We start from the raw sequence: 24,829 nt of genomic DNA on the forward strand, positions 1-24,829 counted from the left end.
GCGCATGGCCCCGCGTCTGGGGGCCGCAGGTGCCATGTCCGCGCGGCGGCAGGCAGGGCGCCCGCACCCATGTAACGGCGGCCTAGTCGCCTTCGGGCGCGCCAAGGCCCAGCCGCGCCGCATGCCATGAGGCCTCGGCGCGCGATGAAATGCCGAGTTTGCGATACACGTCCTTGATGTACCCGGCGATGGTGTGTTCGGACAGTTGCAGCGCCTGCGCCACTTCGGCATTGCGCAGGCCACGCCCGATGAGGCCCAGAACCTCGCGTTCGCGGGCGGTCAGCCGGTCATCGGCTGTGCTGGGGCCGGTGCGCTGGAAATGCTGCATGATCCGGCGCGCCACCGAAGGGGACAGGGCCGGAATGCCGGCCACCACCTGTTCAAGCTGCTTGACCAGCAGAGTGCGCGGCTGTTCCTTCAGCAGATAGCCATGGGCGCCAGCCGAAAGCGCCCCGACGATGGACGCATCATCGCCCATCACGGTTGTGACCACGCAGACTGCATCGGGCTGGGTCTGGCGCAGCCTGCGCAGCACATCCAGCCCCGATCCATCCGGCAGACCCAGATCAATCAGCGCAAGGTCGTAGCGGGCGCGTGCGCATTGCGCCAGCCCTGCGGATTGGCTGCTGGCCTCGTGCAGGCTGACCTCGGGGAAGGCTGCTGCCACGATCCCGGCCAGCCAGCGGCGGGTTTCGCTCAGATCCTCGACGATGAGCACCCGGGTCATGGGGCACCTCTGCGCTGGGTATCCAGCGGTATGTCCGCCGTGATGCATGTGCCCGCGGTATCGCTGTCAATCCGAAGGGCGCCGCCCACGGCCTCTGTCCGGTCCCGCAGATTGGCCAGCCCATTGCCCGGCCGCGCCTCATCCATATCAAAACCCCGGCCGTCATCGGTCACGCTGACATGGATCTGGCCATCGGCAAGCCGCACGGTCACCGCCACCAATGTCGGAGCGGCATGTTTCAATGCGTTCTGGACAGCCTCGCGGATGATGGAGCGCAGCATATGCGCCGTCTGCAGGGGCAGAGCGGCGGCCAGCGCATTTTCGACCTGCCAGCGCATCGCCACCCCGGCCACGAACAGTTGTTCGGCGATCCGGACGCGCAGATCGGCCAGCATTTCGTCAAAGGACAAATCCGGGTTCGAGGCGTTGTTGATGATGTCCCGCAGATCCGTCAGCGTTTCGCGGATCATCAGATCCTTGCGGGTATGGTCCGGGCTGTGCAGTGCGGCCATGAGCTGCACGCCGATATTGTCATGGATGTCGCGCGCGATCCGGGCGCGTTCTTCGGACACGCCCCTTTCATGGGCGGCGCGGCTTTCCAGGGCCTGTGCCAGCATGGCGCTCAGCTCCCTTGCGCGTTCCAGGTCGCGCGCCGAAAACAGCCTGCGCCCGCCATCTGCGTAGCGCAGCTCCATCGAGGGCAATGTGCTGATCGCAGGAATGGCCAGGGCAAGCCCGTCTTCGCGCAGGGCTGCGACGCTGACGGGGGCGACGGGCGCAATTTCCAGCGGGTTGAACATGTCGGACAGCAGTCTGTGCCAGCGCTGCTTCTGCTCCGGTTCCGGCAGGGTCAGGGCAACATCCATGATCATGCGGAACCGCTCGGCATGCGGGGGGTCCTTGCGGTGCAGCACCCACCGCGCCAGGCTGTCGCGCAAGGGCAGCCAGAGCAGCGCCACGATCAGCAGCGAGAGGGCAAAGGCAGGGGCGCGTTCGTCCACGATGGTAAAGATCAGGATCGCATCGATCCCCAGCAGCAGGATCACGCCCACCACATAGAACAGGATGCGAAAGGCCCAGGTTTCCAGTTGGAACAGCTGAAAGCGGGCGACGCCCAGGGCAACGCCCAGAAAGATCAGCAGGAAGAACACAAAGGCCACGCCCTGCGACAGAAACGCCTCCATGCCCAGCAGGTGTGGCCCGATGACGGTCACCACAAAGGCGCCGGATCCCACCAGCACCGCCAGTCCCAGCTAGGACAGGGCTGCGCGGTCGCGCAGATCGCCGCGCGTGGCATGGAATTGCAGCGCCACAAGGGTCACGATCGCCAGAAGCGCCAGGATCACCCCCAGATGAATGCCGATGGCCGGGCTTTCCATGGCCCCCAGTTGCGCAAGCGCAAACCACAGCCCCAGCACGACCACCGGCACCGCCAGCCAGCGCGGGGCAAACAGGGGGCGCGGATAGACCATGAACAGCCCGATCATCCCCATGCCAAAGACAAAGGCGCCCAGTTGGTTGAGCGCCGAGAGTGTCTGAAACACCCCTCCCGGCAGGGCCAGTTCCCGCGTTGAATACACCGCGGCCGCAAAGGCCGAGACCATCAGCCCCAGGCCGCTGAACGCAAGGCAGCGCGTTGCCCATTCGGCCCTGCGCAAGGCCCATATCCAGACACCGATCCATACCCCGCCCAGCCCCACAGCAATCTGCAGCCAGAAGGCGAAGGGCAGGCTGGTGACGGGGCGATTGGGCGCGGGCAGAAGGGTCTCGGACCGGCTGCCCCCGGGAAGCTGGACCTCCAGCGTGACCGGGCCCGCGCGCAGCATTCCCGCGATCATGTCCTGGCGGGCAAAGAAGGCGTGCATGGCGGCGTAGCTGTCCAGGGCATCGGGTTCCTCGATCAGGTCGGCGGGCGACAGCGCGAAAGTCTCGCCCTGGGCACCGGTCAGCGAGACAAGCGTCCCGATACCGGCCGCCACCGCGATGCCCGGCCGTTCGGCTGCGGGGCTTGCAGGGATCACCGCGTCGATCCGGATGCCTTCGGACAGTCCGGGCGCCGCGTTCGGAGCCGCAGCCGCAAGGCGCAATCCCAGAAAGCGCTGATCCACGGCCAGCCACAGGGTCAGGGCGGCAAGGCCAAGGCTGACCGCGACAGGGATGAAGATATGAACGACCGGCGGAATGCGTACTGGCAATGGAGCGACACCCGGTTCGGACAGGCGGTTCTGCGAAAGGGAAACAGGCAGTCGGAAACAGACCGAGTTTACCCGCCCCTTGAACATTATCAATCAGGGAAAGCGGCCTTGGCCCCCCCTGTTCAGGGGGGTGACGCTGCGGGTGGCGTTCGTAACCTCAACGCGGCGAGGAGAGGGGTCCGGCGGGCCGTCTTGCCCCTTGCTGATCGGACATATCCCGGAGGAAAATATGGACAAGCGGGTTCCCTTGCTGCGCAGGCTCTTGGTGATTTCGGCGACTGCCGCCCTGGCGGGCTGCCTTGGCAGCAACAGCGGCGGCGGCGGTGGCGGCGGCGGTGGAGGTGGAGGCGGAACCATCGGCGCGCATGATGCCCGGTTTGACGAGATCGCGGCCATGATGCCGACCACCGACATGCCCACAAGTGGGAGCGCCAGCTACGCAGGGTCGGTCAAGACCATCCTGAACGAGGGCAGCACACCCATCGGCACCTTGCTGGGCGATATCGAGTTGCAGCTTGATTTCGGCCAGGCTTTTGCAGATGCGACCTCGCAGAGCGTGACCGGGCGGGTGCATAACATCCGCGGAACGGTCGGGGATGATGATGTGACCTATGAAGGAGAGCTGACCACGGCCGCAGCACTGGACAATGGCGTGCCAAGCACCATGGCCATCAACCAGATGGCCGTCGCGGGAACGACAGTGACAACCGGCGCGATCCAGTCGAATTTCGGCGGTGAGCTGACATTGGGCGAAGAAACCGGCCAGGCCAACCTCTTGCTTGGCGGCGCCTTTTCCGGCCCCGGCGGGCAGGCGGCTTCGGGGGCGGCGGGCGGCACCCTGTGGCGGCCCGGCGGGTTGTCCGACTACACGGTGGGCGGCAACTGGTATATCGAACAGGAGTGATCAGCGCCGGACCGACGCAGCGGATCAGTGGGTTCGGGCTGCCCATCCTGTGGACGGCAGCCCGCACCAGTCCGGCTCTGTGCCATTGGCTGAGCCTTGCAAGGCCGCTTGCCCTGACCGCGCTCAGGCATCAGGTGGTGGCCCATCCGAACGCCCCTTCGGCAGATATCCGGTTCGCCGCCACCCTGTTGTACTCCGGGACGGCGGACCCGGCGCGCAGTCACCTGCTGCGCGCGGCCAAGGATCACGGCGCGGTCCGGTCACACAGGCTGGCTGAGTTTTGCGGCCCCGCCGGAAACTAACCCTGCCCAACCCACCGAAAGCGATTCACTCCAGACCGGTGATCTGCCCTTTCGGACCCATGTTGCCTGCGCAAGTTGTTCCCTGGGCCGCCATCGGACCCGCCGTTGAAGCGAACGCAACCTGGCTTCTGTCAGCGATCTGAAAGACGCAGCCCGCGGCGCTGGTCACCTCTGCGTGGTGGTGAAGAGCGCTCCAGGGCCTGTCAGGATTGCGGCCCGGCCCCGGACGCGGTCGCCCTCAACTTTCCCGTGACGTCACTTCGAAGCCCTTCGCAAACGCGACTTCGGCACCGGGTGCGTCACCAACACCCTGACGCCACAGGATTTTCTTCGGCTCATATAGGGGGAATGGTGCTGCGAGAGAGGATCGAACTCTCGGCCTCACCCTTACCAAGGGTGTGCTCTACCACTGAGCTACCGCAGCATCTGCTTCGGCGGGGTGATTAGTCGGATTTGCTGCGGCGTGCAAGGGCAATCTGGACGGTTTATGTCAGTTGCGCTACCAAGCTTGCCATGAAAAGACCGCCACAGGAAAAAACGGCCGCCGGGCCCCGCACGGATCCGCGCAAGGACCGTCTGAAAGCCGCGCTGAAGGCGAATATCGCCCGGCGCAAGGCGCAGGCGGCGGCGCGGCGCGGGGCAGGGGCGGACCGGGACGGCGATACAGGCAGCGACAGCGAAGAGTAGGAAGCGCCCATGGATTCGATCATCGTTACCGGAAATGGGCCCTTGCACGGCGAGATTCCAATTGCCGGGGCCAAGAACGCCTGCCTGGCGCTGATGCCGGCGACCCTGCTGAGCGAGGAGCCGCTGACGCTGACCAACGCGCCGCGGCTGTCGGATATCCGCACCATGACCGCGCTGCTCGAATCACTGGGGGCGGAGGTGGCGCCGCTGCAGGGCGGGCAGGTGCTGGCGCTGTCCAGCCATGCCATCGACAACCACCGCGCGGATTATGAGATCGTGCGCAAGATGCGCGCCTCGATCCTGGTGCTGGGGCCGATGCTGGCGCGGGACGGGCAGGCGGTGGTCTCGCTGCCCGGGGGCTGTGCGATTGGCGCGCGCCCCGTGGACCTGCATCTGCGCGCGCTGGAGGCGATGGGCGCCGAGCTGGACCTGCGCGATGGCTATGTCCATGCCCGCGCGCCCGGGGGGCTGAAGGGGGCCACGTTTGAATTTCCAATCGTCTCGGTCGGTGCCACCGAAAACGCCCTGATGGCGGCGACGCTGGCGCGCGGGACCACCGTGCTGAAGAACGCCGCGCGCGAGCCCGAGATTGTGGACCTGGCGCAATGCCTGCGCCGCATGGGTGCGCAGATCGAGGGCGAGGGCACCTCCACCATCACCGTTCAGGGCGTCGATCGGCTTGGCGGGGCCACGCATCCGGTGGTGGCGGATCGGATCGAACTGGGCACCTACATGCTGGCCCCGGCGATTGCGGGCGGATCTGTCGAATGTATCGGCGGGCGGATGGATCTGGTGGCGGCCTTTGCCGAAAAGCTGCGTGAAACGGGGGTCGAGGTGGAGCAGACCGAACGCGGGTTGCGGGTCAGCCGCACGGGCGACCGGGTGCGCGCGGCGAATGTGGTGACCGAGCCCTTTCCCGGCTTTCCCACCGATCTGCAGGCGCAGTTCATGGCGCTGATGTGCATTGCTGACGGGACTGCGGTGCTGGAAGAGCGGATTTTCGAAAACCGCTTCATGCATGCGCCAGAGCTGTTGCGCATGGGGGCGCAGATCGATGTCCATGGCGGCACCGCCACGGTGACGGGTGTGGAGCGGCTGCGCGGGGCGCCGGTGATGGCGACGGATCTGCGGGCCTCGGTCTCTCTGATCCTGGCGGGGCTGGCGGCCGAGGGCGAGACCGTGCTCAGCCGTGTCTATCATCTTGACCGCGGGTATGAGAGCGTCGAGTCCAAGCTGGGCGCCTGTGGCGCGCGGATCGAACGGGTGAAGGGTTGACGCCATGGCAGATGCGCGTTTCGAGGATACGAACGAGGCCCCGCTGCGCCTGCGCGCGCAGGATGCCGAGGATCTGAAGGTCATGGCGGCGCTGTTGCAGGACGCGGTCTTTCCGGTCACGGAAATGACCTATGACCGCCGCCGCCGCCGCTTCGCGCTGCTGGTCAACCGCTTCCGGTGGGAGCATGACGCCCGCCCGCCCGAACGGGTGCAAAGCCTGCTGATCGTCAACGATGTGCTGGCTGCGGCCACGCAGGGCGTGGATCGCGCCGAATCCGATCTGGTCCTGTCGCTTCTGTCGCTGGAGTTCACGCCGGGCGAGGATGGCGCGGGCACGCTGGATCTGGTGCTGGCCGGGGATGGCGGCGTGCGGTTGTCGGTGGAATGTGTGGATCTGGCCTTGCGCGATGTGACACGGCCCTATGTTGCGCCTTCGGGGCGGGTGCCGTCGCATCCGCAGGACAGCGCCGACGGAGAAAGCTGAATGCCCGTATTCCTCAACGCCGCGGACCCCGGCTTCTCGGCCGAATTCGCGGCACTGCTGGGCGCCAAGCGCGAAGATGCGCCCGATGTGGATGACACGGTGGCGGCCATCATCGCCGATGTGCGCACCCGTGGCGATGCCGCATTGATTGAGCTGACCGCCCGATTCGACCGTCTGGAACTGACCGCCGAATCCCTGGCCTTTAGCGCCGCCGAGATAGACGCCCACTGTGCCCGGGTCTGTGCCGAAGACCGCGCCGCGCTGGAACTGGCGGCCGAGCGTATCCGCGCCTATCACACCCGCCAGATGCCCGAAGATGCCCGCTGGACAGATGCCAGCGGCGCCGATCTTGGCTGGCGCTGGTCGGCGGTGGGGGCGGCGGGGCTTTATGTGCCCGGCGGGCTGGCGAGCTATCCGTCCTCGGTCCTGATGAACGCGATCCCGGCGCGGGTTGCCGGGGTGGAGCGGCTGGTGATCGCCTGCCCAACGCCTGACGGTGTGGTGAACCCGCTGGTACTGCTGGCCGCAAGGCTGTCGGGCGTGGACACCGTCTATCGCATCGGCGGCGCGCAGGCGATTGCGGCGCTGGCCTATGGCACTGAAACCATCGCCCCGGTGGACAAGATCACCGGGCCGGGCAACGCCTATGTGGCAGCCGCCAAGCGCCGCGTCTTTGGCCGCGTCGGCATCGACATGATTGCCGGGCCGTCCGAGATTCTGGTGATCGCCGATGCCGACAATGACCCGGACTGGATCGCACTGGACCTGCTCTCTCAGGCCGAACATGACGAAAGCGCGCAGGCGCTGCTGATCACCACCGATGCAGCCTTCGGGCAAAGGGTCGCGCAGGCGGTGGACCGGCGCCTGGAAACGCTGGAGCGCCGCGCCATCGCGGGCGCAAGCTGGCGCGATTTCGGCGCCGTGATCGTGGTGGAAACTCTGGATCAGGCGGCGGAACTGTCAGACCGGATCGCGCCCGAACATCTGGAACTCTGCGTCGCCGACCCTGAGGCGCTGCTGACCCGCATCCGCCACGCCGGCGCCGTCTTCATGGGCGCCTGGACGCCCGAGGCCGTGGGCGACTATATCGGCGGGCCCAATCATGTGCTGCCCACGGCGCGCTCGGCCCGTTTCTCCAGCGGGCTGTCGGTGCTGGATTTCCTCAAGCGCACCACCATCGCGCGCATGACCCCCCAGGCGCTGGCCGAGATCGGCCCGGCGGGCGAACGGCTGGCGCAATCCGAAAGCCTCGAGGCGCACGGGCTGAGCATCCGCGCCCGCCTGGACCGCCTGAACCGGCGCGGCTGAGCGCCGCAGGCGGCGCGCGCCCTGCTCTGGGGTGCGGGATTTTCTTGCAAGTCTCTGGTATACCTAATACCGTCCGCGCGAAGTGATTGCGATTTCGGCCCGGTGCGAGTTGACCGCAGGTATGGGGAAGAGTAGATCATCTTCAAGCCAACCGAAGCCGCACTGCGGCAACGCGCCAGAGGAGCCCGACGTGGAAGAACTGCTCAGGTCCTACCTTCCGATTCTGATTTTCCTTGCGATTGCCATCGGGCTGGGGCTTGTGCTTCTGCTTTCGGCAATCATCATTGCCGTGCGCAACCCGGACCCGGAGAAGGTCTCGGCCTATGAATGCGGGTTCAACGCCTTTGACGATGCGCGGATGAAATTCGATGTGCGCTTCTATCTGGTTGCCATCCTGTTCATCATCTTTGACTTGGAAATCGCCTTCCTCTTTCCCTGGGCCGTGGCCTTTGGGGAAATAAGCATGACCGCCTTCTGGTCGATGATGGTGTTCCTGGCCGTGCTGACGGTCGGTTTCGCCTATGAATGGAAGAAGGGAGCCCTGGAATGGGAGTGAGCACCTCCGTCAATACCGCTGGCCCCGACCGCGAAATCGCCGCGCAGGAGCTCAATCGGGAGCTTCAGGACCGTGGTTTCCTGCTGACCGCGACCGAGGATATCATCAACTGGGCACGCAACGGCTCGCTCCACTGGATGACTTTTGGTCTGGCCTGCTGCGCGGTCGAGATGATGCACACCTCGATGCCGCGCTATGATGTGGAGCGGTTCGGAACCGCGCCGCGCGCCAGCCCGCGCCAGTCTGACCTGATGATCGTCGCCGGAACGCTGACCAACAAGATGGCGCCGGCCCTGCGCAAGGTCTATGACCAGATGCCGGAACCCCGCTACGTGATCTCCATGGGGTCCTGCGCGAATGGCGGCGGCTATTATCATTACAGCTATTCGGTGGTGCGTGGCTGCGACCGGATCGTGCCCGTGGACATTTACGTGCCCGGCTGCCCCCCCACGGCCGAGGCGCTGCTTTACGGGATCCTGCAGCTTCAGCGCAAGATTCGCCGCACCGGCACGCTGGTCCGGTAAGGAGTGGATGGTATGACCGAAGCCCTTTCGGAACTTTTCGCGCATATCGAGCAACGCCAGCCCGAGGCGATCCTGGATCACGGTATCGCACTGGGCGAGCTGACCGTGACCATCGCGCCCGACCATCTGGTCCGCTTTGTTCAGTTTCTGCAGGTTGATGAAAACTGCAGGTTTTCTACGCTGGTGGACATAACCGCGGTCGATTACCCTGAACGGCGCACGCGCTTCGATGTGGTCTATCACTTCCTGTCCATGTATCGGAATCAGCGCATCCGGGTGAAGCTGGCAGTGGGTGAACAGGACATGGTGCCGTCGATCACCGATCTGCATCCCTCGGCCAACTGGTTCGAGCGTGAGGTGTTCGACATGTTCGGGATCCTGTTTTCAGGCCACCCGGACCTGCGCCGCATCCTGACCGACTACGGGTTCCGCGGCTACCCGCTGCGCAAGGATTTTCCGACCACCGGCTATACCGAGGTGCGCTATGACGATGCCGCCAAGCGGGTGATCTATGAGCCCGTGAAGCTGGTGCAGGAATACCGGCAGTTCGATTTCATGTCTCCCTGGGAAGGCGCCGAGTATGTGCTCCCGGGGGATGAGAAGAAAGGGGCCTGAAGGGTGGCGCAACCGGCACTCATGTTCGGGATTGGTGCGACGCGGGCAGGGACAACCTGGCTCTACCGCTACCTGCGCGCCCATCCCCAGTGCCATTTGCGCGCGGTAAAGGAACTGCATTGGTTCAACACCCATGAAAGCGCGCGGTTCGACGGGCGTGTTGCAACCCTTGAGAAGGTGCGCGACCGGGTCGCCGATGACCTGTCCCGCGCGCAGGCCGGGGGGCGCGGGACTGTCGCGGCCCTGCAGACCCGCTTGCGCGACCATGACGCGCTGATCGAACTGACCCGCGCGCGCGCCGGTCACGATGCCTATCTGGACTGGATTTCCGCCGGGCAGGGCGCGGACACGCGGCTGGTGGGGGATATTACCCCGGCCTATGCGTTGCTGTCCGAAGCCTCTTTGCGGGTGATGCAGGGGTTGCGCCAGAGCGTGCGCTTCGTGCTGATCCTGCGTGACCCGCTGGAGCGGCTGTGGTCCAATATCCGCCAGAGCGTGGGCCGCAAGGCCGCCGATGCCGACACCCTGCGCCGCAAGTCCCTGCGCGCCCTGCGCCAGTATCTGGCCGGAGAGAACGCCGCCATTGCCGCGCGCGCCGATTATCAGGGAATCCTGCAGCGGCTGGACCGGGCGCTGGACCCGCGCAACCTGCATCTGGAGTTCCATGAGCGGCTGTTCTCGGATGCCGCCATCCGGCGCCTGACCGGGTTTCTGGGGATCGACCACATGCCGGCGCCGCTGGAGCGCAGGGTGCATGCCGCCGCCCCGCTGACACTGGACCCTGATCTGGCCGCCGCCGCCCGCGCGCGGCTGGAACCGCAATACGCCTTCATGCGCAACCGTTTCGGCAGCGATCTTCCGCCGGAATGGGACTCGCACAAAACCGAGGTCTGAGACGATGGATGGAAGCCCCGCCACGGACACGCTGACGCAAGAGCAGAAGATCCGCAACTTCAATATCAACTTCGGCCCGCAACACCCTGCGGCGCATGGCGTTTTGCGTCTGGTGCTGGAGCTTGACGGCGAGATTGTGGAACGCTGCGATCCGCATATCGGGCTGCTGCATCGCGGCACCGAGAAGCTGATGGAAAGCCGCACCTATCTGCAGAACCTGCCCTATTTCGACCGGCTGGATTATGTGGCGCCGATGAACCAGGAACACGCCTGGTGCCTGGCGATCGAGAAGCTGACAGGGGTTGAGGTGCCGCGCCGGGCCTCGCTGATCCGTGTGCTTTTCAGCGAGATCGGGCGCGTGCTGAACCACCTGCTGAACGTCACCACGCAGGCCATGGATGTGGGGGCGCTGACGCCTCCGCTCTGGGGGTTCGAAGAGCGCGAGAAGCTGATGGTGTTCTATGAACGCGCCTGCGGGGCGCGGCTCCATGCGGCCTATTTCCGTCCCGGGGGTGTCCATCAGGACCTTCCGCCCGAGCTGATCAATGATATCGAAACCTGGGCGCATGAATTCCCCAGGGTCATCGATGACATCGACGCCCTGCTGACCGAAAATCGGATCTTCAAGCAGCGCAATGCCGATATCGGCGTGATCAACGAGCAGGAGATTCTGGACTGGGGCTATTCGGGGGTGATGGTGCGCGGCTCGGGGCTGGCCTGGGATCTGCGGCGCGCGCAACCCTATGAATGCTATGATGAATTCGACTTCAAGATTCCGGTTGGCAAGAATGGCGATTGTTATGACCGCTACCTCTGCCGCATGGCCGAGATGCGCGAATCGACGAAGATCATCCACCAGTGCATCGCCAAGCTGCGCGCGCCCGAAGGGCAGGGCGATGTGCTGGCGCGGGGCAAGATCACGCCGCCGCCGCGGTCCGAGATGAAGACCTCGATGGAGGCGCTGATCCATCACTTCAAGCTCTATACCGAAGGGTTCCACGTCCCCGAAGGCGAAGTCTATGCCGCTGTCGAGGCCCCCAAGGGCGAGTTCGGCGTCTATCTGGTGGCCGATGGCACCAACCAGCCCTACCGCGCCAAGATCCGTGCGCCCGGCTATCTGCACCTGCAAAGCATGGATCATGTCTGCAAGGGGCACATGCTGGCCGATGTGGCCGCAATCATCGGCACCATGGATGTCGTTTTTGGAGAGATTGACCGCTAATGCTGCGCCGACTGCACCCAGACCAGCCCGAGAGCTTTGCCTTCACCCCCGCCAATCAGGACTGGGCCGAAGCGCAACTGACCAAGTTCCCCGAAGGCCGTCAGGCCAGCGCGATCATCCCGCTTCTGTGGCGCGCGCAGGAGCAGGAGGGCTGGCTGACCCGGCCTGCGATCGAACATGTCGCCGATATGCTGGACATGCCCTATATCCGGGCGCTGGAGGTTGCGACCTTCTACTTCATGTTCCAGTTGCAACCGGTTGGCTCTGTTGCACATATTCAGGTGTGCGGCACTCTGTCCTGCATGATCTGCGGGGCCGAGGATCTGGTTGCCGTCTGCAAGGAAAAGATCGCCAAACGGCCGCACATGCTGTCCGCGGATGGCAAGTTCAGCTGGGAAGAGGTCGAATGCCTTGGCGCCTGCGCAAACGCGCCCATGGCCCAGATCGGCAAGGATTACTATGAGGATCTGACGGCGGAGAAGCTGGCAGAGATCATCGACGATCTGGCCGCGGGCAAGGTGCCGGTTCCGGGACCGCAGAACGGGCGTTTTGCGTCCGAACCGAAGGACAACCTGACCTCATTGACCGAATTCACGGGGGAGGCGCGCAATGGCTCGGTCGCGCTGGCGGTGGAGCTGAAGGACACCGTGAAGCGGATTGACGGGACTGAGGTTCCGCTGGTCACGCCCTGGCAGGGCAAGCCGCCCGCCAAGCGCAAGGATGCCAAGGTCGTGCCCTCGAAGCCCGGGCTGGCCGAGGTGATCGACGAGACTGGCACCACCATGGATGAAGCCCCGGCCAAACCTGCCGCCAAGCCCCAGGCCACCGCGAAAGAGGCCCCTGAGGGGCGCAAGCCGCAGTTGTTGACAGGCGCCAAGGGGGCGGCCGACGATCTGCAACAGATCGGCGGCGTTGGCCCGGTGCTGGAGCAGAAGCTGAACCAGTTGGGGGTTTTCCATTTCTGGCAGATCGCGGCGTGGAACGCGGAAGAGATCGCCTGGGTGGATGACCAGCTGAATTTCAAGGGCCGTGTCGCGCGCGATGACTGGATCGCGCAGGCGCGGGCGCTGGAAGAGAAAAAGGAAAAGGACAAGAACTGACCAAGGGGAACGGGGCGCTACCATCGGGGCGGGCCAAGGCCCGTGCCAGAATCGGAGGACATGACGAATGACCGAACGGAAAATGGAGAACGCCCCGCCGCTGGTGGGTTGGACGATTGCGACCGGCGCCGGGGCTGTCGCCTTCGGGGCCTCGCTGGCCGCGGTGGGGCTGGACGGGAACCAGTCGGTGTTCATCGGCGCCGTGGTGGCGCTGATCGTGGGCACGGTGTTTACGGTGGTGGACCGCGCGCTGCCGCCGCAGATCGGGCCGGGCAATGCGCCGAGCGTGGGCAAATCGGCCCCGGCCAAGGCCGCGCCAGCCGCGCCCTCGGTCGATCTGAGCAAACTGGACGGGGTGCGTCCGCAAGGGATCTCGGGGCCGTTCAACGGCACGGCGGATGACCTGCAGAAGATCACGGGCATCGGCCCGGTCCTGGAGCAGAAGCTCAACGGGATCGGTATCTACCACTACAGTCAGATCGCCGCCTGGAGCGAGGATGAGGTGACATGGGTGGATTCGTTCCTTGAATTCAAGGGGCGGATCGCGCGGGACAACTGGATCGATCAGGCGCGCGAACTTGCGTCGGACGCGACGGCAAAGGATTGAGCGCTTGCCGGCACCGTGCGGGTGACGCGCGGTGCCGGTGGGCTGAAACGGAGAAGGATGACTCGCAAGCGCGACTCCGACGAAAGAAGATTGGCATTGCAGGCCAGGCTGGCCGCGATGGTCATGGCGGGGGCGATGCTTGCCTGGATGGGGTTGCAATGGCTTGGAGGGCAACTGAACTGGGACGCGCGCTTTGTGTTCCTGTTCGATTTCGCCGCCCTGGCCGCGTTTTTCTGGGCGCTGGTGGTCACCTGGCGCATCTGGCGACACCGCCGGAACAACTGAGGGTCTAATATGCTGCAAGATCACGATCGCATCTTTACCAACCTTTACGGGATGCATGACCGGTCCCTGAAGGGGGCGCAGGCGCGTGGCCATTGGGACGGAACCAAGGCGCTGCTGGACAAGGGGCGCGACTGGATCGTGGATGAGATGAAGCAATCGGGCCTGCGCGGGCGCGGGGGCGCGGGCTTTCCGACCGGTCTGAAATGGTCCTTCATGCCCAAGGAATCCGACGGGCGTCCGGCCTATCTGGTGGTCAACGCGGACGAATCCGAGCCCGGCACCTGCAAGGACCGCGAGATCATGCGCCATGATCCGCATACGCTGATCGAAGGCTGCCTGATCGCCAGCTTCGCCATGAATGCGCATACCTGCTACATCTACATCCGGGGTGAGTATATCCGCGAGCGTGAGGCCCTGCAGGTCGCCATTGACGAGGCCTATGATGCCGGGCTGATCGGCAAGAACGCCTGCGGCTCGGGCTGGGATTTCGACCTGTTCCTGGCCCATGGCGCCGGGGCCTATATCTGCGGCGAGGAAACCTCGCTTCTGGAAAGCCTTGAAGGCAAGAAGGGCATGCCGCGCATGAAGCCCCCCTTTCCGGCGGGCGCGGGGCTTTATGGTTGCCCGACAACGGTGAACAATGTCGAATCCATCGCCGTGGTGCCGACTATCCTGCGGCGCGGGGCGTCCTGGTTCGCGGGCTTCGGGCGGCAGAACAACGCGGGCACCAAGATCTTTGCCATCTCGGGGCATGTGAACCGCCCCTGCGTGGTTGAGGAGGCCATGTCCATCAGCTTCGAGGAGCTGATCGACCGCCATTGCGGCGGCGTCCGCGGCGGGTGGGACAACCTGAAAGCCGTGATCCCGGGCGGCAGTTCGGTGCCCTGCGTGCGCGGTGAGAACATGCGCGATGCGATCATGGATTTCGACTATCTGCAGAAGGACTTGCGCTCGGGGCTTGGCACGGCGGCGGTGATCGTCATGGATCAGTCCACCGACATCATCAAGGCGATCTGGCGGCTGGCCAAGTTCTACAAGCATGAAAGCTGCGGCCAGTGCACGCCCTGCCGCGAGGGCACGGGCTGGATGATGCGCGTCCTGGACCGGCTGGTGCGTGGTGAGGCCGAGTTGGAAGAGATCGACATGCTGTGGGATGTCTCCAAGCAGGTCGAAGGCCACACGATCTGCGCCCTTGGGGATGCGGCCGCCTGGCCCATTCAGGGGCTGATCCGCAACTTCCGCGATGAGATCGAGGATCGGATCAAGGCGCAGAAGGCCGGCCGCAGCCCGGCTGTTGCCGCTGAGTGAGGCGCGGGAATGCGGGGCAGGGCGATCAGGACCATGACAGGGGCCAGCGGCAGGGGCCGCGCGGCACGGATTCGTCATGTGACCGCGCCCGGCGCAACTGGCAGGGTGGTCGCGGGGGCGCAGACCCCCTGTGACACTACGGGCGACACATGCCCCAACCCCCGGAGAATGCCGATGTTCCCCCGCTCCCTGATCCGTGTTCTGACCGCCGCTGCCCTGGCCGTGACCCTGCCGCTGGGCGCGGCCCTGCCCCAGGCCGCCGCGGCCATGCCGCAGGCGCAGGTCAATGACACTCTGCGCGGCGAGAGCAGCATCTACAACGCGCTGTTCACGGCGGCGCTGATCCATCATGTGGTGCAGGTCTGCGATGACCTGCGCGGCCCCAACCGGCTGGAGCGTGTGGCCTTTTTCCTGCCGCTCTATCGTGAGGCCCGCTCGCTGGGCTTCAGCCGCAACCAGATCGAGAATTTTGTGAATGACGAGGCCGAGAAGGCACGGATGCAGACGCTGGTGGACCGCCACCTGCAACGCGATGGGGTTGATCCGAAGGATGCCTCGGCCGTCTGTGCCTTTGGCCGTCAACAGATCGAGGAACGCACGCCCATCGGGCGGCGTCTGAGCGAAAGGTAAGCCATGTCCGAGTTGCGCAAGATCATCATCGACGACCGGGAGATCGAAGTGCCCCCGGCGATGACGCTGATTCAGGCCTGCGAGGAGGCGGGGATCGAAATCCCGCGCTTCTGCTATCATGAACGCCTGTCCATTGCGGGCAACTGCCGCATGTGTCTGGTGGAAGTGGTCGGCGGCCCGCCGAAACCCGCGGCCAGCTGCGCCATGCAGGTCAAGGACCTTCGCCCCGGTCCCGAAGGCGCGCCGCCGGTGATCCGGACCAACTCGCCCATGGTGCGCAAGGCGCGCGAAGGCGTGATGGAGTTCCTGCTGATCAACCATCCGCTGGACTGTCCGATCTGCGATCAGGGCGGGGAATGTGACCTGCAGGACCAGGCCATGGCCTATGGCGTGGATTTCAGCCGCTACCGCGAACCCAAGCGCGCGACCGAGGACCTGAACCTTGGCCCGCTGGTGGAAACCCACATGACGCGCTGCATCTCCTGCACCCGCTGCGTGCGCTTCACCTCCGAGGTGGCGGGCGTCATGGTCATGGGCCAGACCGGGCGCGGCGAGGATGCCGAAATCACCACCTATCTGGGCGCGCTGATCGAAAGCGAATTGCAGGGCAATATCATCGACCTGTGCCCGGTGGGCGCGCTGGTGAGCAAGCCCTACGCCTTTACCGCCCGCCCGTGGGAGTTGAAGAAGACCGAAACCATCGATGTGATGGACGCGCTGGGGTCCAACATCCGCGTGGACACCAAGGGGCGTGAGGTCATGCGCATCCTCCCGCGTGAGAACCATGGCGTGAATGAAGAGTGGATCAGCGACAAGACCCGTTTTGTCTGGGACGGGCTGCGCCGCCAGCGGCTGGACCGGCCCTATGTGCGCAAGAATGGCAAGCTGACCCCGGCCACCTGGGCCGAAGCCTTCGCCGCCATCAAGGCCGCCATGGCGGACAAACAGGTTGCCGGGCTGGTGGGCGATCTGGCCTCGGCCGAGGCGGCCTTTGCGCTGAAATCCCTGATCGAAGGGCAGGGCGGCAAGGTGGAATGCCGCACCGATGGCGCGAAGCTTCCGGCGGGCAACCGTTCGGCCTATGTCGGCACCGCAACCATCGAGGATATCGACTTTGCCCGCCGCATCTGGCTGATCGGCGCCAACCCGCGGGCCGAGGCGCCGGTGCTCAACGCTCGCATCCGCAAGGCCTGGCTGGCCGGCGCCGATGTGACCCGCGTTGGCGCGCCTGTGGATCTGACCTATGACGTGATCGAGGCCGGAACCGGGGCCGAGGCGCTGGTGAAGCTGGTTCAGGAGGCAAAGTCCAGCGATGATCCGGGTGTGGTGATCCTCGGGCAGGGCGCGTTACGGGGCGCCGATGGCGACGCGGTGCTGTCGCAGGCCATGGCGCTGGCCGAACGCACCGGCGCGGGGCTGCTGGTGCTGCACACCGCTGCGGCGCGCGTGGGCGCCATGGACCTGGACTGCGTGACCGAAGGCGGGATTGATGCGGCGATGGATGGGGCGCAGGTGATCTACAACCTTGGCGCCGATGAGATCGAAATCCCCGCCGGGCCTTTCGTCATCTATCAGGGCAGCCACGGCGACCGGGGCGCACACCGCGCCGATGTGATCCTGCCCGGCGCCGCCTGGACCGAGGAGCCGGGGATTTTCGTCAATACCGAAGGCCGCCCGCAAATGGCATTCCGCGCCGGGTTCCCGCCGGGGGATGCGCGCGAAAACTGGGCGATCCTGCGCGCGCTGTCGGCCGAACTGGGGGCGCCCTTGCCCTTTGACAGCGTGGTGCAACTGCGCCGCGCCATGGTTGCGGCCGTGCCGCACCTGGGCGAGATTGACCTGGTGCCGGAAAACGACTGGCAACCGCTGGCACCGGCGGAGCCTGCAGCCGGCGATTTCGCGGCGGCGGTCAGTGAGTTCTACCTGACCAATCCGGTTGCGCGGGCCTCGCAGTTGATGGGGGAACTGGCCGCGCAGGCCAAGGAACGCCGCAACGCCGCTCTGGCGGCCGAGTGAGCATGGCGCGCCCGCGCACCAGTTGGGCGGCTGCCGCCGCTCCGGCGCTAATGGGTGTCGTGGCCTGTGCCGAGGGCGCCGGGGGCAATGACCGACCGTTTGCGCCAGACTACAAGGGGGTAGAGACGCGGCTGATGGATGGTGATCTGGTCAATTTCCGCGTTGCCATGCGCGGCGCGCGCGATGAGGCCGATGTGCTGGCCTATGCACGCTGCGCTGCGGCGCAGTATGCGCTCATCCGCGGCTACGGATTTGCGCGCCATCTGCGCACGAATGTGACGCGAGAGGGTGGAATCTGGAGCGCAGATGCTGTTTACACCATCTCGCCAGCCCTGCCGCGCGGGCTGCGCACCATCGATTCCGAGGTGGTCGTCGACGACTGCCTTGAACAGAACATACCGACGGTCTGAGGGACGGGACAAACGATGGCAGATTTCTTGGATACCGGGCTGGGCATCACCCTGATGATCGTGGCGCAATCGCTTCTGGTCGTCGGGTTCGTGATGATCTCGCTCCTGTTCCTGGTCTATGGCGACCGCAAGGTCTGGGCCGCGGTTCAGATGCGCCGTGGGCCGAATGTGGTGGGGCCGTTCGGGCTGCTGCAATCGGTCGCCGACGCGCTGAAATACGTGGTCAAGGAGGTCGTGATTCCTGCCGGTGTGGACCGGCCGGTCTATTTCCTGGCGCCGCTGCTGTCCTTCGTGCTGGCGGTCCTGGCCTGGTCGGTGATCCCGTTCAACGAACGCTGGGTGCTTTCGGACATCAACGTGGCGATCCTGTTCGTCTTTGCCGTGTCATCGCTTGAAGTCTATGGCGTGATCATGGGCGGTTGGGCGTCCAACTCGAAATACGCCTTCCTCGGCTCTTTGCGGTCGGCGGCACAGATGATCAGCTACGAAGTCTCGCTGGGTCTGATCATCATCGGGGTGATCATTTCCGCCGGCAGCATGAACCTGGGCCAGATCGTTGCCTCGCAGGACACCGGCTATGGGGTGCTCGGGTGGTATTGGTTGCCGCACCTGCCGATGGTGGTGCTGTTCTTCGTCAGTTGCCTGGCCGAGACCAACCGACCGCCCTTTGACCTGCCAGAGGCGGAATCCGAACTCGTGGCCGGGTTCATGGTGGAGTATTCTTCCACGCCCTACCTGCTGTTCATGGCGGGCGAATATATCGCCATCTTCCTGATGTGCGCGCTGATTTCGCTGCTGTTCTTTGGCGGCTGGCTGTCGCCGATCCCGGGGCTGCCCGATGGCGCCTTGTGGATGGTGGCGAAGATGGCGTTCTTCTTCTTCCTGTTCGCGATGGTCAAGGCCATCGTGCCGCGCTACCGCTACGACCAGTTGATGCGCATTGGCTGGAAAGTGTTCCTGCCGCTGTCGCTGGGCTGGGTGGTTCTGGTGGCGTTCCTGGCAAAATTCGAAGTGGCCGGCGGCCTGTGGGCACGCTGGGCGATGGGAGGCTGACAGATGGACCGGCAGGAACTTTGCGAGGCACTTAGAGCCGCCAACCCAAGCGATTTGCAGCATTTCGCTATGCTTCTGGCCCATCATTTGGAGATGTCTGGGGCACGTGTGGAGGGCGGCGGTTTTCTTGGCGAGAATGAAGTGTCGGAAGCAATGGACCTCGCTATTAACGACTTATCGTCAGAAGGAGTCGAGTGATGGGTATCGACTGGGGCCGGACGGCCAAATACTTCCTGATGGTTGATTTCATCAAGGGGTTTGGGCTGGGGCTGAAATACTTTGTCGCGCCCAAGGCGACGCTGAACTATCCGCATGAAAAGGGGCCGTTGTCGCCACGGTTTCGCGGCGAACACGCCCTGCGCCGATACCCCAATGGTGAGGAACGCTGCATCGCCTGCAAGCTGTGCGAGGCGATCTGCCCCGCGCAGGCCATCACCATCGATGCCGAACCGCGCGATGACGGCTCGCGCCGCACCACGCGCTATGACATCGACATGACCAAATGCATCTACTGCGGTTTCTGTCAGGAGGCCTGCCCGGTGGATGCCATTGTCGAGGGGCCGAATTTCGAGTTTGCCACCGAAACCCGCGAAGAGCTGTTCTATGACAAGGCCAAGTTGCTGGAGAACGGCGACCGCTGGGAAGCCGAGATCGCCCGCAATTTGGAAATCGATGCTCCGTATCGGTGATCATATGACCCGTTTCGCCCGCACCCTGTCAGCGGCACCCGCATTGCGCGGGGTGGCTGTCCCTGAATGGGGGCGGGCATGAGCGAAGCGCCGAAAAACCCCTTTGCCGAGATGATGGCCCAGGCGCAGGACATGGCGCAGGCCTTCAACCCGGCGCTGCGGTCCTTTGATCCCAAGGAGATGGAGGCCCTCTGGCCCATGCTGTCGCGCGATGCCATGGAGATGTGGTTCGGCAAGACGATGAACCGCGACGGGCTGGATGCGAAGACGCGGCTGATGGTATCGCTGGCCGCGCTGGTGGCGCTGGGAGCGCAGGCCGAACCGCAGATCCGCCTGACCGTGCGGCATCTGCTGGAGGCCGGGGCAACGCAACGCGAGATCACCGAGGTGATCTGGCAGATGAGCATGTTCGGCGGCCTGCCCGCCATGCACAAGGCGCTCGAGATCGCGCAGGGCGTGTTCGACGAGACGAAGGAGTAGACCCGATGGGTGTTGCAGATATGGCGTTTTACGCCTTCGCTATCGTGATTGTGGGGGCGGGCCTGATGGTCGTCACGGCCCGCAACCCGGTGCATTCGGTGTTGTGGCTGATCCTGGCCTTTCTTTCGGCGGCGGGGATGTTCGTGCTCCTGGGGGCCGAGTTCATCGCCATGCTGCTGATCATCGTCTATGTGGGCGCGGTGGCGGTGCTGTTCCTGTTCGTGGTGATGATGCTGGACATCGATTTCGCCGCGCTCAAGGGCGAGATGGCGCGGTATTTCCCCATTGCCAGCCTGGTCGGTCTGGTGCTGCTGATGCAGCTGGCGCTGCTGTTCGGTGCCTGGACCCAGGCCGATGGCGCGCTGGGGCTGCGCCAGGCTGTCACCCCGGATCTGGATCAGGTGCACAACACCAAGGCGCTGGGGCTGATCCTCTATGACCAGTATTTCATCCTGTTCCAACTGGCCGGGCTGATCCTGCTGGTGGCGATGATCGGGGCGATCCTGCTGACCCTGCGCAAGCGCGAGGGCGTCAAGCGCCAGGACGTGATGGCGCAGATGTATCGCGACCCGGCCAAGGCGATGGAGCTGAAGGATGTGAAGCCCGGACAAGGGCTGTAGGGGATACGCGGGGCCAGTGCGGCCCCACGCATCCGACGCGATGGGCGGCGTTCAGACGGGGCAACAGACCCCGCGTGCGCCGGAAGGGAACGAGGGACCAGATGGTTGGACTTGAACATTACCTGACGGTGGCAGCGGCGCTGTTCGTCATCGGGATTTTCGGCATCTTCCTGAACCGGAAGAATGTCATCGTGATCCTGATGTCGATCGAGCTGATGCTGCTGTCGGTCAACATCAATCTCGTGGCTTTTTCGTCCTACCTGGGGGATCTGGTCGGGCAGGTCTTCACCATGTTCGTCCTCACCGTGGCTGCCGCCGAGGCGGCGATCGGTCTGGCGATCATCGTGTGTTTCTTCCGCACCCGGGGCACGATCGACGTCGAAGACGTCAATGTGATGAAGGGCTGAGAATATGGCTGTAACACTTGTCCTTGCCCCCCTTCTGGGGGCCATCATTGCCGGGCTGTTCTGGCGTGTCATCGGGGAGCGCCCCGCGCAGATCGTTTCCACGGGGCTGCTGTTCCTGTCGGCTTTCCTGTCCTGGATCATCTTCCTGACCCATGACGGCGGGGTTCAGCAGATCCAGATGATGCGCTGGATCGACAGCGGCACGCTGGTGGGTGACTGGGCGCTGCGGATCGACCGGCTGACGGCGGTGATGCTGATCGTCATCACCACGGTCTCGGCCTTGGTGCATCTCTACAGCTTCGGCTACATGGCCCATGACGAGAATTTCGCCGAGGACGAAAGCTACCGCCCGCGCTTCTTCGCCTATCTCTCGCTCTTCACCTTTGCCATGCTGATGCTGGTGACGGCGGATAACCTGGTGCAGCTGTTCTTTGGCTGGGAGGGGGTGGGGCTGGCCTCTTACCTGCTGATCGGCTTCTATTTCCGCAAGCAAAGCGCGGGCGCGGCGGCCATGAAGGCCTTCATCGTCAACCGTGTGGGCGATATGGGGCTGATCCTGGCGCTGATGGTGATCTACTTCCTGGTCGATTCCATCCAGTATGATGACATCTTTGCCGCCGCCGGAACCCTGTCGGAGACCACCGTCAGCTTCCTGTGGACCGACTGGAACGCGGTGAACCTGATCGCCTTCCTGCTGTTCGTCGGCGCCATGGGCAAGTCCGCGCAGCTGTTCCTGCACACCTGGTTGCCGGACGCGATGGAAGGGCCGACGCCGGTTTCGGCCCTGATCCACGCGGCCACCATGGTGACGGCGGGTGTGTTCCTGGTGGCGCGCATGTCGCCGCTGATGGAATATGCCGAAACCGCCATGGCCTTCGTGGTGCTGATCGGCGCCTTTACCGCCTTTTTCGCGGCCACCGTGGGGCTGGTGCAGAATGACATCAAGCGCGTGATCGCCTATTCCACCTGTTCGCAGCTGGGCTTCATGTTCGTGGCCGCCGGTGTTGGCGTCTACTCGGTGGCCATGTTCCACCTGCTGACCCATGCCTTCTTCAAGGCGATGCTCTTTCTGGGCGCGGGCTCGGTCATCCACGGGATGCACCATGAGCAGGACATGCGCAATTACGGCGGCTTGAAGGACAAGTTTCCCTATACTTTCTGGGCCATGCTGATCGGCACGCTGGCGATCACCGGCGTGGGGATCCCGCTGACCATGATCGGCTTTGCGGGTTTCGTGTCCAAGGACGCCATCATCGAGAGCGTCTTTGCCGCCGGTGCGGGCTATGCGTTCTGGATGTTGGTGATCGCAGCGCTGATGACCAGCTTCTACAGCTGGCGTCTGATGTTCCTGACCTTCTGGGGCGAACCGCGCGGCGACAAGAACACGCATGAGCACGCCCATGAAAGCCCCATGGTCATGCTGGTTCCGCTGGGTGTTCTGGCGGTGGGCTCGGTGCTGGCGGGGATGGTCTGGTATGGGCCGTTCTTCGGCTCGACCGAGCAGGTCTCCGAATGGTTCGGCGCCTCCATCTACATGGCACCGGACAACAACCTGATCACCGAGGCACATTACGTGCCCAACTGGGTCAAGGTCTCGCCCTTCGTGGCCATGCTGATCGGACTGGGATTGTCCTGGCTGTTCTACATCCGGGACACCTCGCTGCCCGGCAAACTGGCGGCGACCTTCCCGGGCGCCTATCAGTTCCTGCTCAACAAATGGTATTTCGACGAGATCTACGAGTTCCTGTTCGTGCGCCCGTCGATGGCGGTGGGGCGGTTCTTCTGGAAGAAAGGTGACGGCGCTGTGATCGACGGCGGAATCAACGGGTTGGCCATGGGGGTCATTCCCTTCTTCACGCGGCTGGCGGGACGGATGCAATCGGGCTTCGTGTTCCACTATGCCTTTGCCATGGTGCTGGGGATCGTGGCGATCGTCACCTTCGTCATGCTGACCGGGGGGGCACGCTGATGCTGAACCTTCTGTCCATCATCACCTTCACGCCGCTTCTGGCCGCCGCCATCATGGCGCTGTTCCTGCGCGGCAATGACGAGGCCACGGACACCAACGCCAAATGGCTGGCCTTCATTGCCACGGTGGCGACCTTCCTGTTCTCGCTCATCCTGCTCTTTGGCTTCGACCCGCAGGACACCGGCTTCCAGTTCGTGGAAGAACGCGACTGGATCATGGGCCTGACCTACAAGATGGGTGTGGACGGTATCTCGATCCTGTTCGTCATGCTGACGACCTTCCTGATGCCGATCACCATCGCGGCCTGCTGGACCGTCACCCACCGGGTGAAGGAATACATGATCGCCTTCCTGGTGCTGGAAACGCTGATGATCGGTGTTTTCACCGCGCTGGATCTGGTGCTGTTCTACCTGTTCTTCGAGGCCGGTCTGATCCCGATGTTCCTGATCATCGGCATCTGGGGCGGCAAGGAGCGTATCTACGCGGCGTTCAAGTTCTTCCTCTATACCTTCCTCGGCTCGGTGCTGATGCTGGTGGCGATGATCGCCATGTATGTGGACGCGGGCACCACCGATATTCCCACGCTGCTGACGCATGAGTTCAGCGCCGGGACGATCACGCTGGCCGGATGGCAGATCGTGGGCGGGGCGCAGACGCTGATGTGGCTCGCGTTCTTCGCCTCTTTCGCGGTGAAGATGCCCATGTGGCCGGTGCATACCTGGCTGCCCGATGCCCACGTGCAGGCGCCCACCGCCGGGTCGGTGATTCTGGCTGCGGTGCTGCTGAAGATGGGCGGCTACGGGTTCCTGCGGTTCTCCTTGCCGATGTTCCCGGTGGCCTCGGACCTGCTGGCGCCGCTGGTGCTGTGGCTCTCGGCCATCGCCATCGTCTATACCTCGCTGGTTGCGCTGATGCAGACCGACATGAAGAAGCTGATCGCCTATTCCTCGGTCGCGCATATGGGCTTTGTGACCATGGGGATCTTTGCTGCCAACCAGCAGGGGATCGACGGTGCGATCTTCCAGATGATCAGCCACGGCTTCATCTCGGGCGCGCTGTTCCTTGGGGTCGGCGTGATCTACGACCGGATGCACACGCGCGAGATTGCGGCCTATGGTGGGCTCATCAACCGGATGCCGGTCTATGCGGCGGTGTTCCTGCTGTTCACCATGGCCAATGTGGGGCTGCCGGGGACGTCCGGCTTCGTGGGTGAGTTCCTGACCTTCCTGGCGGTGTTCCAGGTCAACACCTGGGTGGCGCTGTTTGCGGCGACCGGGGTGATCCTGTCGGCGGGCTATGCGCTGTGGCTCTATCGCCGGGTGGTGATGGGCGAGATGATCAAGAACAGCCTGAAATCCATCACCGACATGGACCGGCGCGAAAAGGCAATGATGGCACCGCTTGTGGTGATGACCCTGCTGCTCGGCGTCTATCCGGCGGCGGTGACGGATATCATCGGCCCCTCGGTCACAGCGCTGGTGGATGGCCATGTGGCCGCGCTGGCGGCTTATGAAGCGACAACCGACGCCGCCGTGCGTCTGGCCCAGAACTGAGAAGGGGAC

At 64.4% G+C, this 24,829-nt stretch carries 28 protein-coding genes and 1 tRNA gene; 25 read left to right on the forward strand and 4 right to left on the reverse strand.

Going from position 1 to position 24,829, the window contains the following annotated elements; translation table 11 throughout:
* Positions 1 to 82 precede the first annotated feature (82 nt).
* From HUK65_RS01000 to HUK65_RS01010, 3 genes are read right to left on the reverse strand one after another with little or no spacing between them, the layout of a single operon-like run.
* Positions 83 to 727 carry a response regulator gene (locus HUK65_RS01000; RefSeq protein ID WP_179904260.1) on the reverse strand — a complete coding sequence of 215 codons (645 nt, stop codon included), beginning with the start codon at positions 725 to 727 and terminating at the stop codon, positions 83 to 85.
* Positions 724 to 1,968 carry a sensor histidine kinase gene (locus HUK65_RS01005; RefSeq protein ID WP_179904261.1) on the reverse strand — a complete coding sequence of 415 codons (1,245 nt, stop codon included), beginning with the start codon at positions 1,966 to 1,968 and terminating at the stop codon, positions 724 to 726. Before HUK65_RS01005 ends, HUK65_RS01000 begins: the two co-directional genes overlap by 4 nt.
* A gap of 12 nt (positions 1,969 to 1,980) precedes the next feature.
* On the reverse strand, positions 1,981 to 2,922 hold the full coding sequence (locus tag HUK65_RS01010) for a hypothetical protein (protein WP_179904262.1): 942 nt from the start codon (positions 2,920 to 2,922) through the stop codon (positions 1,981 to 1,983).
* A 229-nt stretch (positions 2,923 to 3,151) separates the two neighbouring features.
* Between HUK65_RS01010 and HUK65_RS01015 the strand changes: the two genes are divergently transcribed.
* Entirely contained in the window at positions 3,152 to 3,826 is a 675-nt protein-coding gene (locus HUK65_RS01015) for a hypothetical protein (RefSeq protein ID WP_179904263.1), read from the forward strand.
* Between the two features lie 651 nt (positions 3,827 to 4,477).
* Here HUK65_RS01015 and HUK65_RS01020 read toward each other — a convergent pair.
* Positions 4,478 to 4,552, reverse strand: a tRNA-Thr gene (locus tag HUK65_RS01020).
* Between the two features lie 89 nt (positions 4,553 to 4,641).
* Here HUK65_RS01020 and HUK65_RS01025 point away from each other — a divergent pair.
* The 24 genes from HUK65_RS01025 to HUK65_RS01140 all read left to right on the forward strand — a co-directional run bounded on the left by HUK65_RS01025 (position 4,642) and on the right by HUK65_RS01140 (position 24,820).
* Positions 4,642 to 4,815, forward strand: coding sequence for a hypothetical protein (locus tag HUK65_RS01025; protein ID WP_179904264.1), 174 nt, complete (start codon positions 4,642 to 4,644; stop codon positions 4,813 to 4,815).
* 9 nt (positions 4,816 to 4,824) lie between these two features.
* Positions 4,825 to 6,090, forward strand: a complete 1,266-nt coding sequence (murA, locus tag HUK65_RS01030) for a UDP-N-acetylglucosamine 1-carboxyvinyltransferase (protein WP_179904265.1) — start codon at positions 4,825 to 4,827, stop codon at positions 6,088 to 6,090.
* 4 nt (positions 6,091 to 6,094) lie between these two features.
* The gene (locus HUK65_RS01035; RefSeq protein WP_179904266.1) at positions 6,095 to 6,574 is read left to right on the forward strand and encodes a DUF2948 family protein; all 480 of its coding nucleotides are present in this window, start codon (positions 6,095 to 6,097) and stop codon (positions 6,572 to 6,574) included.
* Entirely contained in the window at positions 6,575 to 7,882 is a 1,308-nt protein-coding gene (gene hisD, locus HUK65_RS01040) for a histidinol dehydrogenase (RefSeq protein WP_179904267.1), read from the forward strand. It abuts the gene before it with no gap.
* A gap of 190 nt (positions 7,883 to 8,072) precedes the next feature.
* Positions 8,073 to 8,438: an NADH-quinone oxidoreductase subunit A gene (locus HUK65_RS01045; RefSeq protein WP_179904268.1), complete on the forward strand. Its 366-nt coding sequence runs from the start codon at positions 8,073 to 8,075 to the stop codon at positions 8,436 to 8,438.
* Entirely contained in the window at positions 8,429 to 8,962 is a 534-nt protein-coding gene (locus HUK65_RS01050) for a NuoB/complex I 20 kDa subunit family protein (RefSeq protein ID WP_179904269.1), read from the forward strand. The genes HUK65_RS01045 and HUK65_RS01050 overlap by 10 nt, the downstream gene beginning before the upstream one ends.
* A 12-nt stretch (positions 8,963 to 8,974) precedes the next feature.
* The gene (locus tag HUK65_RS01055) at positions 8,975 to 9,577 is read left to right on the forward strand and encodes an NADH-quinone oxidoreductase subunit C (protein WP_179904270.1); all 603 of its coding nucleotides are present in this window, start codon (positions 8,975 to 8,977) and stop codon (positions 9,575 to 9,577) included.
* A gap of 21 nt (positions 9,578 to 9,598) precedes the next feature.
* Positions 9,599 to 10,471, forward strand: coding sequence for a sulfotransferase (locus HUK65_RS01060; RefSeq protein ID WP_179904271.1), 873 nt, complete (start codon positions 9,599 to 9,601; stop codon positions 10,469 to 10,471).
* A 4-nt stretch (positions 10,472 to 10,475) separates the two neighbouring features.
* Positions 10,476 to 11,693, forward strand: a complete 1,218-nt coding sequence (locus HUK65_RS01065) for an NADH-quinone oxidoreductase subunit D (RefSeq protein ID WP_179904272.1) — start codon at positions 10,476 to 10,478, stop codon at positions 11,691 to 11,693.
* Entirely contained in the window at positions 11,693 to 12,793 is a 1,101-nt protein-coding gene (locus HUK65_RS01070) for an NADH-quinone oxidoreductase subunit E (protein ID WP_179904273.1), read from the forward strand. The genes HUK65_RS01065 and HUK65_RS01070 overlap by 1 nt, the downstream gene beginning before the upstream one ends.
* A 67-nt stretch (positions 12,794 to 12,860) precedes the next feature.
* On the forward strand, positions 12,861 to 13,400 hold the full coding sequence (locus tag HUK65_RS01075; RefSeq protein ID WP_179904274.1) for a hypothetical protein: 540 nt from the start codon (positions 12,861 to 12,863) through the stop codon (positions 13,398 to 13,400).
* 57 nt (positions 13,401 to 13,457) lie between these two features.
* Positions 13,458 to 13,685, forward strand: a complete 228-nt coding sequence (locus HUK65_RS01080; protein WP_179904275.1) for a DUF5337 family protein — start codon at positions 13,458 to 13,460, stop codon at positions 13,683 to 13,685.
* 9 nt (positions 13,686 to 13,694) lie between these two features.
* Positions 13,695 to 14,993, forward strand: coding sequence for an NADH-quinone oxidoreductase subunit NuoF (nuoF, locus tag HUK65_RS01085; RefSeq protein WP_179904276.1), 1,299 nt, complete (start codon positions 13,695 to 13,697; stop codon positions 14,991 to 14,993).
* 174 nt (positions 14,994 to 15,167) lie between these two features.
* Entirely contained in the window at positions 15,168 to 15,623 is a 456-nt protein-coding gene (locus tag HUK65_RS01090) for a DUF5333 family protein (RefSeq protein WP_179904277.1), read from the forward strand.
* 3 nt (positions 15,624 to 15,626) lie between these two features.
* Positions 15,627 to 17,639, forward strand: coding sequence for an NADH-quinone oxidoreductase subunit NuoG (gene nuoG / locus HUK65_RS01095; RefSeq protein ID WP_179904278.1), 2,013 nt, complete (start codon positions 15,627 to 15,629; stop codon positions 17,637 to 17,639).
* Between the two features lie 50 nt (positions 17,640 to 17,689).
* Positions 17,690 to 18,049, forward strand: coding sequence for a hypothetical protein (locus tag HUK65_RS01100; protein WP_235441705.1), 360 nt, complete (start codon positions 17,690 to 17,692; stop codon positions 18,047 to 18,049).
* Positions 18,050 to 18,064: 15 nt separating this feature from the next.
* Complete coding sequence (gene nuoH / locus HUK65_RS01105; protein WP_179904280.1) at positions 18,065 to 19,102, forward strand: NADH-quinone oxidoreductase subunit NuoH; 1,038 nt, start codon at positions 18,065 to 18,067, stop codon at positions 19,100 to 19,102.
* A 3-nt stretch (positions 19,103 to 19,105) separates the two neighbouring features.
* Complete coding sequence (locus HUK65_RS01110) at positions 19,106 to 19,300, forward strand: hypothetical protein (protein ID WP_179904281.1); 195 nt, start codon at positions 19,106 to 19,108, stop codon at positions 19,298 to 19,300.
* On the forward strand, positions 19,300 to 19,791 hold the full coding sequence (nuoI, locus tag HUK65_RS01115) for an NADH-quinone oxidoreductase subunit NuoI (protein ID WP_235441689.1): 492 nt from the start codon (positions 19,300 to 19,302) through the stop codon (positions 19,789 to 19,791). The genes HUK65_RS01110 and nuoI overlap by 1 nt, the downstream gene beginning before the upstream one ends.
* Before the next feature lie 78 nt (positions 19,792 to 19,869).
* Positions 19,870 to 20,271, forward strand: coding sequence for a carboxymuconolactone decarboxylase family protein (locus HUK65_RS01120; protein WP_179904283.1), 402 nt, complete (start codon positions 19,870 to 19,872; stop codon positions 20,269 to 20,271).
* A 5-nt stretch (positions 20,272 to 20,276) separates the two neighbouring features.
* A complete protein-coding gene (locus HUK65_RS01125) occupies positions 20,277 to 20,891 on the forward strand; it encodes an NADH-quinone oxidoreductase subunit J (protein WP_179904284.1) in 615 nt (204 codons plus the stop codon).
* A gap of 101 nt (positions 20,892 to 20,992) precedes the next feature.
* Complete coding sequence (gene nuoK / locus HUK65_RS01130) at positions 20,993 to 21,298, forward strand: NADH-quinone oxidoreductase subunit NuoK (RefSeq protein ID WP_179904285.1); 306 nt, start codon at positions 20,993 to 20,995, stop codon at positions 21,296 to 21,298.
* 4 nt (positions 21,299 to 21,302) lie between these two features.
* Positions 21,303 to 23,267, forward strand: coding sequence for an NADH-quinone oxidoreductase subunit L (gene nuoL, locus HUK65_RS01135; RefSeq protein WP_179904286.1), 1,965 nt, complete (start codon positions 21,303 to 21,305; stop codon positions 23,265 to 23,267).
* Positions 23,267 to 24,820: an NADH-quinone oxidoreductase subunit M gene (locus HUK65_RS01140; protein ID WP_179904287.1), complete on the forward strand. Its 1,554-nt coding sequence runs from the start codon at positions 23,267 to 23,269 to the stop codon at positions 24,818 to 24,820. Before nuoL ends, HUK65_RS01140 begins: the two co-directional genes overlap by 1 nt.
* Positions 24,821 to 24,829 lie beyond the last annotated feature (9 nt).

It is taken from the genome of Rhabdonatronobacter sediminivivens (assembly GCF_013415485.1).
Taxonomy (GTDB): Bacteria; Pseudomonadota; Alphaproteobacteria; order Rhodobacterales; family Rhodobacteraceae; genus Rhabdonatronobacter; species Rhabdonatronobacter sediminivivens.

Bases quoted from the DNA above. Each gene is read 5' to 3' on its own strand.
- murA (WP_179904265.1), top strand. From the start codon at position 4,825: ATGGATTCGATCATCGTTACCGGAAATGGGCCCTTGCACGGCGAGATT.
- HUK65_RS01060 (WP_179904271.1), top strand. From the start codon at position 9,599: ATGTTCGGGATTGGTGCGACGCGGGCAGGGACAACCTGGCTCTACCGC.
- HUK65_RS01025 (WP_179904264.1), top strand. From the start codon at position 4,642: ATGAAAAGACCGCCACAGGAAAAAACGGCCGCCGGGCCCCGCACGGAT.
- HUK65_RS01080 (WP_179904275.1), top strand. From the start codon at position 13,458: ATGACTCGCAAGCGCGACTCCGACGAAAGAAGATTGGCATTGCAGGCC.
- HUK65_RS01120 (WP_179904283.1), top strand. From the start codon at position 19,870: ATGAGCGAAGCGCCGAAAAACCCCTTTGCCGAGATGATGGCCCAGGCG.
- HUK65_RS01050 (WP_179904269.1), top strand. From the start codon at position 8,429: ATGGGAGTGAGCACCTCCGTCAATACCGCTGGCCCCGACCGCGAAATC.
- HUK65_RS01140 (WP_179904287.1), top strand. From the start codon at position 23,267: ATGCTGAACCTTCTGTCCATCATCACCTTCACGCCGCTTCTGGCCGCC.
- nuoG (WP_179904278.1), top strand. From the start codon at position 15,627: ATGTCCGAGTTGCGCAAGATCATCATCGACGACCGGGAGATCGAAGTG.
- HUK65_RS01110 (WP_179904281.1), top strand. From the start codon at position 19,106: ATGGACCGGCAGGAACTTTGCGAGGCACTTAGAGCCGCCAACCCAAGC.
- HUK65_RS01055 (WP_179904270.1), top strand. From the start codon at position 8,975: ATGACCGAAGCCCTTTCGGAACTTTTCGCGCATATCGAGCAACGCCAG.
- nuoL (WP_179904286.1), top strand. From the start codon at position 21,303: ATGGCTGTAACACTTGTCCTTGCCCCCCTTCTGGGGGCCATCATTGCC.
- HUK65_RS01090 (WP_179904277.1), top strand. From the start codon at position 15,168: ATGTTCCCCCGCTCCCTGATCCGTGTTCTGACCGCCGCTGCCCTGGCC.
- hisD (WP_179904267.1), top strand. From the start codon at position 6,575: ATGCCCGTATTCCTCAACGCCGCGGACCCCGGCTTCTCGGCCGAATTC.
- nuoK (WP_179904285.1), top strand. From the start codon at position 20,993: ATGGTTGGACTTGAACATTACCTGACGGTGGCAGCGGCGCTGTTCGTC.
- HUK65_RS01065 (WP_179904272.1), top strand. From the start codon at position 10,476: ATGGATGGAAGCCCCGCCACGGACACGCTGACGCAAGAGCAGAAGATC.
- HUK65_RS01100 (WP_235441705.1), top strand. From the start codon at position 17,690: ATGGGTGTCGTGGCCTGTGCCGAGGGCGCCGGGGGCAATGACCGACCG.
- HUK65_RS01070 (WP_179904273.1), top strand. From the start codon at position 11,693: ATGCTGCGCCGACTGCACCCAGACCAGCCCGAGAGCTTTGCCTTCACC.
- HUK65_RS01125 (WP_179904284.1), top strand. From the start codon at position 20,277: ATGGGTGTTGCAGATATGGCGTTTTACGCCTTCGCTATCGTGATTGTG.
- HUK65_RS01015 (WP_179904263.1), top strand. From the start codon at position 3,152: ATGGACAAGCGGGTTCCCTTGCTGCGCAGGCTCTTGGTGATTTCGGCG.
- HUK65_RS01035 (WP_179904266.1), top strand. From the start codon at position 6,095: ATGGCAGATGCGCGTTTCGAGGATACGAACGAGGCCCCGCTGCGCCTG.
- HUK65_RS01075 (WP_179904274.1), top strand. From the start codon at position 12,861: ATGACCGAACGGAAAATGGAGAACGCCCCGCCGCTGGTGGGTTGGACG.
- nuoH (WP_179904280.1), top strand. From the start codon at position 18,065: ATGGCAGATTTCTTGGATACCGGGCTGGGCATCACCCTGATGATCGTG.
- nuoI (WP_235441689.1), top strand. From the start codon at position 19,300: ATGGGTATCGACTGGGGCCGGACGGCCAAATACTTCCTGATGGTTGAT.
- HUK65_RS01000 (WP_179904260.1), bottom strand. From the start codon at position 727: ATGACCCGGGTGCTCATCGTCGAGGATCTGAGCGAAACCCGCCGCTGG.
- nuoF (WP_179904276.1), top strand. From the start codon at position 13,695: ATGCTGCAAGATCACGATCGCATCTTTACCAACCTTTACGGGATGCAT.